Source organism: Antarcticimicrobium sediminis (genome assembly GCF_004348975.1).
GTDB lineage: Bacteria > Pseudomonadota > Alphaproteobacteria > Rhodobacterales > Rhodobacteraceae > Antarcticimicrobium > Antarcticimicrobium sediminis.
The window spans coordinates 35,344-48,237 of the sequence record NZ_SMFP01000009.1; the positions used below are offsets into that span (position 1 = coordinate 35,344).

Here is a 12,894-nt window from a genome sequence, read left to right on the forward strand (position 1 = left end):
ATGGCTGCACCGCCCCGAACATCCCTTCAAGGACCACAAAACATGCTTGAATATACCGTCACGGCCCGCCGCATCGACAGCCATGGTTCCGAGGCGCGCGCGAAAGAGGCGCGGATCGTGCTCGACACCGATATGGCGGGCCGTGTTGATGCCTTCAACCCGGCTGAAATGCTGCTGGCGAGCCTTGCTGCCTGTATGCTGAAGGGGACGGAACGGGTAGTGCCGATGTTGGAGTTCGACCTGCGCGGGATGGAGATCAGCCTGCATGGGGTGCGGCAGGATAGCCCGCCCAAGATGGTGCGGATCGACTATGAAATCGTGGTCGATACTGACGAGACCGACCAACGGCTTGACCTGCTGCACCGCAACCTGCGCAAGTATGGCACCATTTCCAACACGCTGGCCGAGGCGGTCGAACTGGTCGGGAGCATCCGGCGAAAGGGATGAAACCCGGGTGCATGGCCAAGGTCACGGCACTGCGGCTGTGCCCATAATCGGCTTCTGTGCTCAGTCATAGGCCCCGGATGAAGACGCAACCGGGGGTTACCCACTTTCGTCATGCGATGGCAAACGCGTCACCCCTCGGCGGGCAGATCCGGCACCTCCCCAGCGGCGTCAGGGTCGAGGATCCAGTTGCGAAATGCCTCCACCTCGTCATGCTTCCGGTAGCCCTCCCGCGCCACGAGGAAATACGCCTGCCGGATCGGCAGGCGGTATTCAAAGGGCGAGACCAGATCCCCCCGGTCAAGGAAGGGCTGCGCAAAGCTTTCGTGGATCAGCGCGGTCCCGAACCCGGCCGAGATCGTCTGCAAGGCGATCAGCGAGGAATCCGCCTTCATCCAGATGGGCGGTGGACACAGGTCGAGACCGAAATAATCCGCAAACCGGCTCCATTCGACCTCGGAGCCCAGAACGGGCACGATCCCGGCCCCAAGCAGATCCTGAAGCTGCGGGGTATCGCCGAAGGCGCGCGCGTGGTCGGGATGGCAGACCACCATGGCGACCTCATGGCTCAGCTGCCAGATGTCGCGCTCGTCCCAGTGGCCGGTGCCATAGCGGATATCAAGATCGATCGTCTCGTCGTCCATCCGGTCGGACCAGACCGCCGTCGACAGCTCGATCTCGATATCGGGATGGCGATCGTGAAAGCCCTTGAGCCGGGGGGCGAGGATCAACGTCGCATAGCTGATCGAGGCGCGTACGCGTACCTTGCGTTTGCGTCGAACCGTGAAAAGCCCCTCGGTCGCCTCCTGCATCTCGCTGAAGGATTTGCGGATCGGCAGCGCATAAGCCTGCCCCATATCGGTCAGGGCGACGCCGCGCGGCAGGCGGTGAAACAGCTGCACCCCCAAGTGCTGCTCAAGCAGGCGGATCTGCTGACTGACGGCAGCCGGCGTCAGGTGCAACTCGCCCGCAGCGTCGGAAAAACTGCTGTGACGGGCCGCCGCTTCGAAGGCGCGCAACCATGTGACATGGGGAATTCGGATAGGGCACCTATGGAATTTCGCCGAACGCGGGCGGTGTCGCTTATGGCGGCAGTCTAATCCGGGCGCCAAAGCGCATCAAGCATCGCAAGCCTCAAGGGAAACCGCCCCATTGCCGCAACAGCGGTTGTTTGAACGCGCGGGCGCTTTGCGGTGTCATCTGGCGGTCAAAACGGGGCTTGCGACGGCATGGATGAAACGATCTACGACTACATTATCGTCGGCGCAGGCTCTGCTGGCTGCGCCCTTGCCGAAGCGCTGACCCGAGACGGGCGCAACAGGGTCTTGCTGGTCGAGGCCGGCGGCTCTGACAAGCGGTTCTGGATCAAGGTGCCGATTGGCTATGGCGTGAACTTCGCCAATCCACGGGTGAACTGGGGCTATCATGCCGAACCGGACGCGGCGCTGAACGGGCGCGCCGTCTATTGGCCGCGCGGAAAGGTCATCGGCGGTTCCAGTTCGATCAACGCCATGGCCTATATCCGTGGCCTGCCGCAAGATTTCGACGGTTGGGACCGTCAAGGCGCTGATGGCTGGTCGTGGGAGGCCGTTCGCCCGGCGTTCGAGCGGATGGAGCGCCACCTTGAGCCCGACGCGACAGGTGTGCCGCGCCAACGTGGCGAGGGGCCGCTCTGCGTCAGCGACCTGCGCGCGCAGATGAACCCGTTTTCCAAACGCTTCCTCGCGGCGGCCGCTGAATGCGGCTGGGCGCAGTGCGAAGATCTCAGCGCAACCACAGCCGAAGGGGTCGGATATTATCGCAGCACCGTGCGGCGCGGCCTGCGCTTTTCTGCGGCGGACGCCTTCCTCGCCCCGGCGCGACGCCGGTCGAACTTGCGGGTCATGTCGCAGGCCACGGTCCTGCGCCTCACCTTTGACGGGCGCCGCGCCACCGGCATCATAGTGCGCCACCGGGGCAAAACCGCCGCGCTGCGCGCCGGGCGTGAAGTGATCCTGAGCGCGGGCGCGGTCAATTCGCCGAAACTGCTGCAGCTCTCGGGGATCGGCCCGGCGGCGCTTTTGCGCGATCACGGGATCGAGGTGTGTCATGCGCTGGGTCAGGTTGGCAAGGGCTTGCAGGATCATCTGGCAATATCGCATCTCTTTCGCGCGACCGAGCCCACGTTGAACAATGTGCTGGGGCGCAGGATGCCCCGGCTCTGGGCCGGGCTGCGCTATGTCCTGACGCGGCGCGGGCCGCTCAGCGTGCCGGTGAATCAGGTCGGCGGCTTCGTCAGGTCAAGCCCGGATCGAGCGACGCCCGATCTGCAGATTTATTGCAATCCTGTCTCTTACGGGATGTCGCCCTCGGGCCAGCCGGTGCTGGATCGCGATCCCGGCTTTCTTCTCAGCGCGCAGCTTTGTCGCCCCGACAGCCGGGGCGAAATCGCCATCCGCTCGAACGATCCCGATGCCGCGCCGATCATCCACGCCAATTCGCTGGCCACCGAACACGACCGCGCCGGAGCCCGCCGGGCGCTGGAGATCCTCAATCGCCTTGCCGCTGCGCCGTCGTTGGCCAGCGTTACCTGCGAACGGCTGCTGCCCGCGACGGGGCAAACCGACCCCGAAGAGCTGATGCAGGATTTTCGCGACCGTGCCTCCACCGTGTTTCACCCGACATCGACCTGCCGGATGGGGCGCGGGCCGACGGACTCCGTGCTCGATTCCCGGCTGCGGGTTCACGGGGTCGCCGGGCTTAGGGTCGTCGACGCTTCGGCCTTCCCGTCGCTGACCTCTGGCAACACCAATGCGCCGACCATGATGCTGGCGATGCGGGCGGCAGAGATGATCCTTGAGGATGGCGCGACGGGTCATACCGAAAGGGCGCATGCGCGCCTCGCGCCGGGTTAACCCGCTGTCGGGCGAATGGCTCCGGTCGGAACGACTTCATAGCCCAGCTCCTCGGGCTCGTCGTCCACCATTTCGGGCGGAAAGCCGGGGGCGCGGATGTCGAGGCCGGTGGCGTCTTCAAGGCGGCGGATGATGTTGGGCGACAACTCGCGCGGGCCATAGCGGTCCTGACCATCTCGGAAGATCTCGTTCAGCAGTGGGGAAATTTCGAGCGGAACACCGGTGCGATCAGCGATCGACTGGAACAACCCGATGTCCTTGGCGACAAGGTCCATGGTGAAGGAGATGTCGCGCGATCCGTTGAGGATGACCTGACTTTCGGTTTCGTGCACAAAAGACGTGCCTGAGGAAATCTTGATCGCCTCGTAAGCGGTGTTGAGGTCCATCCCCGCCGCCTTGGCGGTGACAAGCGCCTCGCAGACCGACACGAGGTTCGCGGTGGCGAGATAGTTGGTGATCACCTTCAGGATCGACGCGGACCCGACCGGACCGGTATGCAGGACCCGGCGCCCGAGCGTCTTGAGCAATGGCACGACACGTTCAAAGGTCTCGCGGTCGCAGCCTGCAAAGATCGAGATATTGCCGGTGTCCGCCCGGTGACACCCACCCGAGACCGGGCAGTCAACGGCGGTGCCGCCACGCGCGTCGACCAGCGCGGCCAAACGGCGGATTTCGGCATCGTCGGTGGTGGACATCTCAAGCCAGATTTTGCCGGGGCCGACTTCCGGCAGCATTTCGTCCATCACGGCGGCAGAGGCCGCAGGCGAGGGCAGGCAGGTGATGACCACGTCACAGTCGCGCATCATCGCCTTCGCGTCAGCCGCCCGCGTCGCGCCCCGCGCCACGAAGTCTGCCACCAGCTCTGGCTTGCGGTCAAATACCGTCACATCGAGTCCGTTGCGCAACAGGCTTCCCCCCAGCTTGCCGCCCACGTTTCCAAGGCCGATGAATCCGACTTTCATAACTTTCGCTCCAATGCGTCGTTTGCTTTGCTTGATGGTGGCAAAAAGCGCGGGCGCTGAGAAACGATGCGATTGCGCGCTCAGGGCCAACTGCGATTGAAGCAGAGCTTTTGCAGGGGGTGCTGAACCAAGGCCTCCGGTTCGGGGGCGACGCTCTGCATCCTCAAGGCGTCACGCCTCCATCATTTGATGTGTGCATCAGCGCCAAGCCAAGCTAACACGTGCGCAGAGACTCGAAACGGAACGGGTGACGCTCGATATGCAAGTGATAGCGCAAAAAGACTATGAGACCATGCCGTGGAAGAACGGGCAGGGTACAACGCGGGAAGTGCATTGCGTTCGCACCGGCGACAAGCTGGTCTGGCGCCTGAGTCTTGCGGCCGTGAAGGTCGACGGCCCGTTTTCAAAGTTCGAAGGTCTGGAGCGTATTCTGACGGTCATCAAAGGTCAGGGCCTGCGACTGGTCAGTCCGGAGGCCGAGATCGCTGCCCTGCCATTTCAGCCGGTTCGTTTTTCCGGTGAGACCGAGATCATGGGATATTGTCTGGATGGCCCGATCGAGGATTTCAACCTGATTTACGATCCCGACCGGATCGTGGCTGAAATGCGGGTCGTATCGGGTCTGTCCTCTGCTGACCTGAGCTGTGCGACTGATACAACCTATGCCGTTCACCTGCTGGAGGGGACGCTGTCCTTGGGGCCGGACGCCATGGCGACGGCTGGCGATACATGTCTATTGCGAGATGGGGCGCCGGATGTTTCAGCTAGCAATGACCTGCGGTGCATCCTTGTGTCTTTGACACAGCGCTGATCGCTCCGGCGCGATCCGATTTGGGGCCACAGGCTGACCTTGCCGGCCAATAATGCCGACCAATAATGCCGGTCAGAAACGGACGGGGGTGTAAAAATATCTGGCGAGCAAAGCTCCATATTGACACTCGACCGCCCTGTGCCCCAATATGTAGTTGCTTTGGGTCTTGCGGCGTGAGTCGCAGGCTAAGAGGGAAACCGGTGTGATACCGGCGCTGCCCCCGCAACTGTAAGCGGCAAATGATGGCCCGAAACCCACTGGTGCAGATGCGCCGGGAAGGCGGGCCAGAATGATCGAGCCGTAAGCCAGGAGACCTGCCCAAGCACGATGCGACAACCGCGGACGGAGGGTCCGGGGGCGTGTTTACGGTCAAGTCCCTGTCTGGGTCAAAACCGGCGCGTCCCTGTTTCCTTGCTGCACACAAAACGAGGAAAAGAGCATGGCTATCACCGTCTATTCGAAACCCGCTTGCGTCCAATGCACCGCGACCACGCGCGCGTTGGACATGCGCGGGTTGGAGTATCGCGTCATTGACCTGACGCAGGACGCGACCGCCATGCAGGAAGTCACCGAGATGGGGTATCGCCAAGCCCCTGTGGTCGTGGCGGGCGATGCGCATTGGGCGGGCTTTCGTCCCGACATGATCAGCCAACTTGGCTGACGAAAATGGCCGGGCTGGTCTTTTATTCCTCGGCTTCGGGCAATACCGCGCGTCTGGTCGCTGCGCTTGGGCTACCGGCAAAGCGCATTCCGATCCGACCGGACGATGTGATGCCCGCGCCCCTTCGCCCCTTTGTGTTGATTTGCCCCACCTATGCCGACGGTGAAGGGCGCGGGGCGGTGCCGAAACAGGTGATCCGGTTTCTCAACGATCCAGCGCGCCGCGCCTTGTTGCGCGGTGTCATTGCCGCTGGAAACCGCAATTTCGGCGTGACCTTTGCGCGGTCTGGCGATGTGATTGCCACCAAATGCAACGTGCCTGTGCTTTACCGCTTTGAACTGGCCGGAACTGAAACTGACGTTGCCCGCATGCGCGCCGGGCTTGATGAATTTTGGAGGGCAGAATGCTCGACGATGGTGTGAACATAGCGCTGGATTACCATGCGCTGAACGCGATGCTGAACCTGTACGACGACGAAGGACGCATCCGTTTCGACGCCGACAAGACGGCCGCGCGGCAGTATTTTCTGCAACATGTGAACCAGAACACGGTGTTCTTTCACTCGCTTGATGAAAAACTGGGCTATCTGGTGGACGAAGGCTATTACGAGGCCTCAGTCCTCGAGGCCTATCCACGCCCCTTCCTGCACCAGATCTGGGAGGCCGCCTTTGCCCGCAAATTCCGCTTTCCGACCTTTCTGGGCGCGTTCAAATATTACACCTCCTACACGCTGAAAACCCGCGACGGGCAACGCTATCTTGAACGCTATGAGGATCGCGTGGTGATGGTGGCGCTGACCTTGGCGCGCGGCGATCAGGATCTGGCCATGCGCGTCATGGATGAGATCTTGTCGGGTCGGTTTCAGCCCGCAACGCCGACCTTTCTCAACGCCGGAAAGCAAAGCCGTGGCGAGCTGATCTCCTGCTTCCTGCTGCGGTTGGAAGACAACATGGAGAGCATCGGGCGCGGCATCAATTCGGCGCTGCAACTCAGCAAACGTGGGGGCGGTGTGGCTTTGATGCTGACCAACATCCGCGAACACGGCGCCCCGATCAAGGGCATCGAAAACCAGTCCTCGGGCGTGATCCCGGTGATGAAGTTGCTTGAGGATTCGTTCTCCTACGCCAATCAGTTGGGCGCGCGGCAAGGCGCGGGGGCGGTGTACCTCAACGCGCACCACCCGGACATCATGCAGTTTCTCGATACCAAGCGCGAGAACGCAGACGAGAAAATCCGCATCAAGACCCTGAGCCTTGGCGTGGTAATCCCCGACATCACCTTCGAATTGGCCAAGAACAACGAGGACATGTATCTGTTCTCTCCCCACGACGTCGAACGTGTCTATGGCGTGCCGTTTTCCGAGATATCGATCACGGAAAAATACGCCGAGATGGTCGACAACAAACGGATCCGAAAGAAAAAGATCAACGCGCGGGCATTCTTTCAGACGCTGGCCGAGATCCAGTTCGAAAGCGGCTATCCCTATATCATGTTCGAAGACACGGTGAATCGCGCCAACCCCATCGCGGGCCGCATCACCATGTCCAACCTGTGCTCGGAAATCCTGCAGGTAAGCGAGGCGAGCACGTTTCATGATGATCTGAGCTATGATCACATGGGCACCGATATTTCCTGCAATCTTGGGTCGCTCAATATCGCGAAAACCATGGACGGCCCCGATTTCGGCCAGACCGTGGAATCCGCCATTCGGGTGCTCACGGCGGTGTCGGAAATGTCGGCGATCGACTCCGTGCCCTCGGTCCGGCGCGGCAATGATGAAAGCCACGCCATCGGGCTGGGCCAGATGAACCTGCATGGCTATCTGGCGCGCGAACGCATCCACTATGGCAGCCCCGAGGGGGTCGAATTCACCTCGGTCTATTTTGCCGCCGTGGCCTATCACGCGATCCGCGCCTCCAACCTTTTGGCGCAGGAGCACGGGCACAGCTTCAAAGGGTTTGCAGCGTCGCGTTACGCCGATGGCCGTTTCTTTGACACCTATACGACCCGCGACTGGCTGCCCCAAAGCGAGACGGTGAAGCGGCTGTTCGATGGCATCGAGCTTCCCGACCGTGACGATTGGGACAAGCTGCGCGCCTTGGTGATCCAGCACGGGCTGTACAATCGCAATCTTCAGGCCGTGCCGCCCACCGGTTCGATCAGCTACATCAACAACTCGACCTCTTCGATCCACCCGATCGCCTCAAAGATCGAGATCCGCAAAGAGGGCAAGATCGGCCGCGTCTACTATCCCGCACCGTTCATGAATAACGACAATCTGGACTTCTACCGCGATGCCTATGAAATCGGCCCCGAGGCGATCATCGACACCTATGCCGCCGCAACCCCGCATGTGGATCAGGGGCTGTCGCTGACCCTGTTCTTTCCTGCGGATGCCACGACCCGCGATATCAACCGCGCCCAGATCTATGCGTGGAAGAAGGGCATCAAGACGATCTATTACATCCGCCTGCGCCAGAGTGCCCTTGAGGGCACCGAAGTCGATGGCTGCGTTTCCTGCACATTGTGAGACCGACATGAAAGACCAGACCGCCGCCGCCATGCCCGCCGCCGCCATACCCCGTGCCATCAACTGGAACCGTATTCAGGACGACAAGGATCTTGAGGTCTGGAATCGCCTGACCGTCAATTTCTGGCTGCCCGAAAAGGTGCCGCTGTCCAATGACGTGCAAAGCTGGGCCACCTTGACCGATGACGAGCGCGCGCTGACCATTCGTGTGTTCACCGGCCTTACCCTGTTGGACACGATTCAGAATACGGTTGGAGCGCCCGCGCTTCTGCCCGATGCCCAAACCCCCCATGAAGAGGCGGTGCTGACCAATATCGCCTTCATGGAGGCGGTTCATGCGCGGTCCTACTCCTCGATCTTCTCGACGCTTTGCTCCACCAAAGAGGTGGACGATGCCTTCCGTTGGTCCGAAGAGAACCCGCATCTTCAGGCCAAATCCCGCCTGATCCTGCAGGAATACAACGCCACCGCCGACCCGCTGAAACGCAAGATTGCCTCGGTGTTTCTGGAAAGCTTCCTGTTCTATTCCGGCTTTTACTTGCCGATGTATTGGTCCAGCCACGCCAAGCTGACCAATACCGCCGATCTGATCCGGCTCATCATCCGCGACGAGGCGATCCACGGCTATTACATCGGCTACAAGTTCCAGCGCGCAACCGAACGTCTGCCCGAAGCAGAGCGCGCGGCCCTAAAGGATTTCGCCTTTGCCCTGATGTTCGACCTCTATGATATCGAGGCGCAGTATACGGCAGAACTTTATGACGATCTCGGCCTGACCGAGGACGTAAAGGCGTTTCTGCATTACAACGCCAACAAGGCGCTGCAAAATCTCGGTTACGAGGCGCTGTTCCCGGCGCCGGCCTGCGAGGTAAACCCCGCGATCCTTGCCGCCCTGTCGCCCGATAGCGAGAACCACGATTTCTTTTCTGGCAGCGGTTCTTCCTATGTCATTGGCAAGGCGGTGGCGACCGAGGACGACGACTGGGATTTCTGACTGCGCCCTTGGCCTTGTCCTCGTACATATCTCCCGGTGCGGTTGGCCGATTACCCCTCGGGCAGCCGCCGCCGTGCAATCGCCGCAAGCAATTGCGCCCCATAGGGCAGGGCAGCATCGTTGAAATCATAGGTCGGGCTGTGCAGCGGGGCCGACCCCTCGCCATTGCCGATGAAGGCAAAGCAGCCGGGCACATGGTCGAGAAACCGCGCGAAATCCTCTGACGCGGTCACCGGCTGGTCCGGTTGCGCCACATGATCCGCGACTGTGGCCGCAGCCTCCAGCACCTCTTGCGCAAGGGCTGCGTCATTCACCAGCGGCACGAACTCGCGGGTATAGCTGAGCGTGGCCTCCAGCGCGTGCAGCGTCGCGATGCCTTGAGCGATGCGGCGCATCTCCTGTTCGATCCGGTCCGAGACCTGCGCGCGGAAACTGCGCGCGTCGCCCAGAATGCGCGCCAGACCCGGCAGCGCGTTGCGGGTACCGTCTGTCAACAACTCGGTGACCGAGACCACGGCGATGTCGGCGGGGCTGAGACGGCGGGAGACGATGGTCTGCAACTCCATCACCAGTGCACAGGCGGGCAACAGAACCTCGCGCCCGGCCTGTGGGCGCGCGGCATGACCACCCTGACCACGCAGCACGATCTCGAAATTGTCCTCAGCCGACATGATGGGGCCGGGGCCGGTCTCCACATGGCCCACCGGCAGGCCCGGCATGTTGTGCAACCCATAGATCTCGTCAAAGGGAAATCGCTGCAACAGCCCGTCGTCCAACATCGCCAGCGCGCCGCGCCCCCATTCCTCGGCCGGTTGGAACAGGAACCGAAGGGTGCCGTCAAAGCCGCCGTCTTCGGCCAGCAGCCGCGCCGCGCCCAGCAGCATGGCGGTATGGCCGTCATGGCCACAGGCGTGCATCAAACCCGGGCTTTGCGAGGTCCAACCCGCACCGGTCGCTTCCGTAATGCGCAGCGCGTCCATATCGGCGCGCAGGGCAATGGCCCGGTTGGATGTGCCGCGTTTGAGCGTGGCGACAACGCCGGTCCCGCCGACACCTTCGGCCACCTCCAACCCGAAGCCGCGCAGGGTCTGCGCGACAAAGGCCGCGGTGCGGATCTCTTCGAATCCGAATTCCGGATGGCGGTGCAGGTCATGGCGCCAGCTGGTCATCTGCGCGTGCAGGGTGGGGGGCTTGCTCATCTCATGTCTCCCTTCATCTGTCGCTCATGGCTCTCTGTGCCAGAGCAGCCAGCCCGCCCATCAGAGCGCAGAGCTGGCCTTGCCGCAAGCGATCTGACACTTAAAGAACACAGTCTAAGCCTTGGAAATCAAAATGCCTTCCTATGATGAAACCGGTTTGTTAGTCTTTGGGCAATTAAAAAACTAAGGCAGGCATATAGGCAGATGAAGACGGGCTTTCGCGGCACGTTTGTCATTTCCTGGTCGCAGACAGAGATTGACGGGCTTGAAGATGCGCCCGTGGGGGCGCTCGATGTGGGTGCGGCGTGGTCGTGGCGCGGGGATACCGTGCGCGTGGACGGGCCAAATGGGCTGTTGCGACTGGACGGGGCGGACGGAGAAGCCGAGATCCGAAAACGTGCGGCGCGCACAGTGCGGCGCTTGGTCGGTGCTGTTGTGCGCAACATCACCGATCTGTCGGCTGTGGAGGTCGACGACCCGCTGATGGAGCGGTATTTCGTCGTGACCGATGGGGCCCGCAGCTATACGATCACCGTGATTGAATCGGGGCCGGGGCGGCCGCCGTTATTGATGTTCCTCGACATGATGCCGCCGCGCCACACCGATCTCTGGGTGGTGCGCCATACTTTGTCCGGGCAGATGCCGCGCCCGGTGGTTGATACCCGTGGCGGGGTGATCTGTTTCACGCCGGGCACCCGGTTGGAAACGCCCAAGGGGCTGCGCCGGGTCGAGGATCTGCGCGAGGGCGAACATGTGCTGACCCGCGACAACGGCGCACAGCCGGTGATGTGGGTCGGAAGCCGGCGGATCAGCGGCGCGCGGTTGCAGGTGATGCCGCATCTCCGCCCGGTACGGTTGCGGCCCGGAGCGCTGGGGATCGAGCGCCCGGATCAGGAACTGCTGGTGTCGCCCGATCATCGGATGCTGGTGCGGGGCAGGGCGGCACATGCGCTGTTCAATACCGACGAGGTGCTGGTCGCCGCCCGCGATCTGGTCAACGGCACCACGGTGATCGAGGATCACGCCGTGCGCGAGGTGACCTATGTGCACCTCCTGTTGCCCACGCACGAGATCCTTGTGGCCAATGGGGTGGAAACCGAAAGCTTTCATCCCGCCAATGCCGATTTGGGCACCTTGGGCCCACAGGACCGGGCGCGCCTGTTGGGGCATCAGCCGGGGCTGGAGGACGATCCGCATCGTTATGGACCCTTTGCACGGCGCAATCTCAGCCAGTCAGAAGCCGCGATCCTGATGCATGAGGCGGCATAAGGTCATCGGGTGTTTCGGGCCAAGCCGTGTCCAGAACCCGGCGCAGGCTCTTCTTTGGCCTCGTTTGGCACCGGATCGCCAAGGGACCGGCTCCTGCCCATTGACTCCCCCCGCACCCCCGCTATAAGCGCGGCTTCATTGGTGTTGGTGGCCCCCGCAAGGGGACGCCTGTCATGGGGGAAGCCCCAAAAGGACAACGCCCTTCATAGTGGCCCTTGGGCCTCGTCCAAAGAAGGAGATCAGACGGTGACCAAACGCACCTCTGCCAAGTACAAAATTGACCGCCGGATGGGTGAAAACATCTGGGGTCGTCCGAAATCCCCGGTCAATCGCCGCGAATATGGCCCGGGCCAACACGGCCAGCGCCGCAAGGGCAAACTGTCCGATTTCGGCATCCAGCTGCGCGCCAAGCAAAAGCTGAAGGGCTATTACGGCGATCTGACCGAAAAGCAGTTCCGCCGCATCTTTGCCGAGGCCGAGCGGGTCAAAGGCGATACCGGTGAGAACCTTATTGGCCTGCTGGAGCGTCGCCTCGACGCTGTCGTGTACCGCGCCAAATTCGTGCCCACCGTCTTTGCCGCACGTCAGTTCGTGAACCACGGCCATGTGCTGGTGAACGGCAACCGCGTGAACATCCCCTCTTACCGTGTGAAAGAGGGCGACGTGATCGAGGTTCGTGAGAAGTCCCGCCAGATGGCCGTTCTGCTTGAGGCCACCCAACTGCCCGAGCGCGACGTGCCCGATTATGTCGAGGCCGACCACTCGAAGATGAAAGCGACCTTCGTGCGCACCCCGGGTCTGAGCGATGTTCCCTACCCGGTCCAGATGGAACCCCATTTGGTCATCGAATTTTACGCGCAGAACTGATCCGGACGGCCCGGTTCTCCGGGCCTCGGACGTCTGCAAGACAGATATTGGAAAGCCGCCCTGTCGGGGCGGCTTTTCTGCATTTTGGGCTGGCTCACATCTGTTGCAGTGATGTGCCTGTGCGCCAAGAGCTTCCCGGTCTGGGATGTGCGCGCCATGTTCGGACGCTCCCCCCTTCGGCTACTGCGCGCTTGCGCTTGCCCGGGGGGGCTGCGGTGGGGCCTAAATCGCTTTCCTCTGATCGGTGGGGGCGATAGAACAGG

Annotated in this window: 12 protein-coding genes and 1 riboswitch; of the genes, 9 read left to right on the forward strand and 3 right to left on the reverse strand. The window is 62.0% G+C overall.

Translation table 11 applies throughout. From position 1 onward, the window contains the following. Positions 1-42 precede the first annotated feature (42 nt). A complete protein-coding gene (locus E1B25_RS13910; protein WP_132830123.1) occupies positions 43-447 on the forward strand; it encodes an OsmC family protein in 405 nt (134 codons plus the stop codon). A 128-nt stretch (positions 448-575) separates the two neighbouring features. On the opposite strand, the gene E1B25_RS13915 is transcribed toward E1B25_RS13910, so the two are convergent. Beyond that, entirely contained in the window at positions 576-1,463 is an 888-nt protein-coding gene (locus E1B25_RS13915; RefSeq protein ID WP_245510721.1) for a LysR substrate-binding domain-containing protein, read from the reverse strand. 210 nt (positions 1,464-1,673) lie between these two features. Here E1B25_RS13915 and E1B25_RS13920 point away from each other — a divergent pair, with 210 nt between their 5' ends. Further along, the gene (locus E1B25_RS13920; protein ID WP_132830124.1) at positions 1,674-3,338 is read left to right on the forward strand and encodes a GMC family oxidoreductase; all 1,665 of its coding nucleotides are present in this window, start codon (positions 1,674-1,676) and stop codon (positions 3,336-3,338) included. Here E1B25_RS13920 and E1B25_RS13925 read toward each other — a convergent pair. Further along, positions 3,335-4,300, reverse strand: coding sequence for an NAD(P)-dependent oxidoreductase (locus tag E1B25_RS13925; protein WP_132830125.1), 966 nt, complete (start codon positions 4,298-4,300; stop codon positions 3,335-3,337). The two genes, E1B25_RS13920 and E1B25_RS13925, sit on opposite strands and share 4 nt — an antisense overlap. Positions 4,301-4,559: 259 nt before the next feature. Between E1B25_RS13925 and E1B25_RS13930 the strand changes: the two genes are divergently transcribed. The 5 genes from E1B25_RS13930 to nrdF all read left to right on the forward strand — a co-directional run bounded on the left by E1B25_RS13930 (position 4,560) and on the right by nrdF (position 9,296). After that, positions 4,560-5,111, forward strand: coding sequence for a HutD/Ves family protein (locus tag E1B25_RS13930; RefSeq protein WP_132830126.1), 552 nt, complete (start codon positions 4,560-4,562; stop codon positions 5,109-5,111). A 144-nt stretch (positions 5,112-5,255) separates the two neighbouring features. Then, positions 5,256-5,447: riboswitch (cobalamin riboswitch) on the forward strand. A 103-nt stretch (positions 5,448-5,550) separates the two neighbouring features. After that, a complete protein-coding gene (nrdH, locus tag E1B25_RS13935) occupies positions 5,551-5,772 on the forward strand; it encodes a glutaredoxin-like protein NrdH (RefSeq protein WP_132830127.1) in 222 nt (73 codons plus the stop codon). A gap of 5 nt (positions 5,773-5,777) precedes the next feature. Beyond that, complete coding sequence (nrdI, locus tag E1B25_RS13940) at positions 5,778-6,194, forward strand: class Ib ribonucleoside-diphosphate reductase assembly flavoprotein NrdI (protein WP_132830128.1); 417 nt, start codon at positions 5,778-5,780, stop codon at positions 6,192-6,194. Next, a complete protein-coding gene (nrdE, locus tag E1B25_RS13945; RefSeq protein ID WP_132830129.1) occupies positions 6,176-8,302 on the forward strand; it encodes a class 1b ribonucleoside-diphosphate reductase subunit alpha in 2,127 nt (708 codons plus the stop codon). Before nrdI ends, nrdE begins: the two co-directional genes overlap by 19 nt. Before the next feature lie 7 nt (positions 8,303-8,309). Next, on the forward strand, positions 8,310-9,296 hold the full coding sequence (gene nrdF / locus E1B25_RS13950; protein ID WP_206338551.1) for a class 1b ribonucleoside-diphosphate reductase subunit beta: 987 nt from the start codon (positions 8,310-8,312) through the stop codon (positions 9,294-9,296). Between the two features lie 50 nt (positions 9,297-9,346). On the opposite strand, the gene E1B25_RS13955 is transcribed toward nrdF, so the two are convergent. After that, positions 9,347-10,495: a M20 aminoacylase family protein gene (locus tag E1B25_RS13955; RefSeq protein ID WP_132830130.1), complete on the reverse strand. Its 1,149-nt coding sequence runs from the start codon at positions 10,493-10,495 to the stop codon at positions 9,347-9,349. 204 nt (positions 10,496-10,699) lie between these two features. On the opposite strand from E1B25_RS13955, the gene E1B25_RS13960 reads away from it, so the two are divergent. After that, a complete protein-coding gene (locus tag E1B25_RS13960) occupies positions 10,700-11,764 on the forward strand; it encodes a Hint domain-containing protein (RefSeq protein ID WP_132830131.1) in 1,065 nt (354 codons plus the stop codon). 246 nt (positions 11,765-12,010) lie between these two features. Next, on the forward strand, positions 12,011-12,631 hold the full coding sequence (gene rpsD / locus E1B25_RS13965; RefSeq protein WP_132830132.1) for a 30S ribosomal protein S4: 621 nt from the start codon (positions 12,011-12,013) through the stop codon (positions 12,629-12,631). Positions 12,632-12,894 lie beyond the last annotated feature (263 nt).

Bases quoted from the DNA above. Each gene is read 5' to 3' on its own strand.
- E1B25_RS13910 (WP_132830123.1), top strand. From the start codon at position 43: ATGCTTGAATATACCGTCACGGCCCGCCGCATCGACAGCCATGGTTCC.
- nrdF (WP_206338551.1), top strand. From the start codon at position 8,310: ATGAAAGACCAGACCGCCGCCGCCATGCCCGCCGCCGCCATACCCCGT.
- E1B25_RS13920 (WP_132830124.1), top strand. From the start codon at position 1,674: ATGGATGAAACGATCTACGACTACATTATCGTCGGCGCAGGCTCTGCT.
- E1B25_RS13960 (WP_132830131.1), top strand. From the start codon at position 10,700: ATGAAGACGGGCTTTCGCGGCACGTTTGTCATTTCCTGGTCGCAGACA.
- nrdH (WP_132830127.1), top strand. From the start codon at position 5,551: ATGGCTATCACCGTCTATTCGAAACCCGCTTGCGTCCAATGCACCGCG.
- nrdI (WP_132830128.1), top strand. From the start codon at position 5,778: ATGGCCGGGCTGGTCTTTTATTCCTCGGCTTCGGGCAATACCGCGCGT.
- E1B25_RS13930 (WP_132830126.1), top strand. From the start codon at position 4,560: ATGCAAGTGATAGCGCAAAAAGACTATGAGACCATGCCGTGGAAGAAC.
- nrdE (WP_132830129.1), top strand. From the start codon at position 6,176: ATGCTCGACGATGGTGTGAACATAGCGCTGGATTACCATGCGCTGAAC.
- E1B25_RS13925 (WP_132830125.1), bottom strand. From the start codon at position 4,300: ATGAAAGTCGGATTCATCGGCCTTGGAAACGTGGGCGGCAAGCTGGGG.
- E1B25_RS13955 (WP_132830130.1), bottom strand. From the start codon at position 10,495: ATGAGCAAGCCCCCCACCCTGCACGCGCAGATGACCAGCTGGCGCCAT.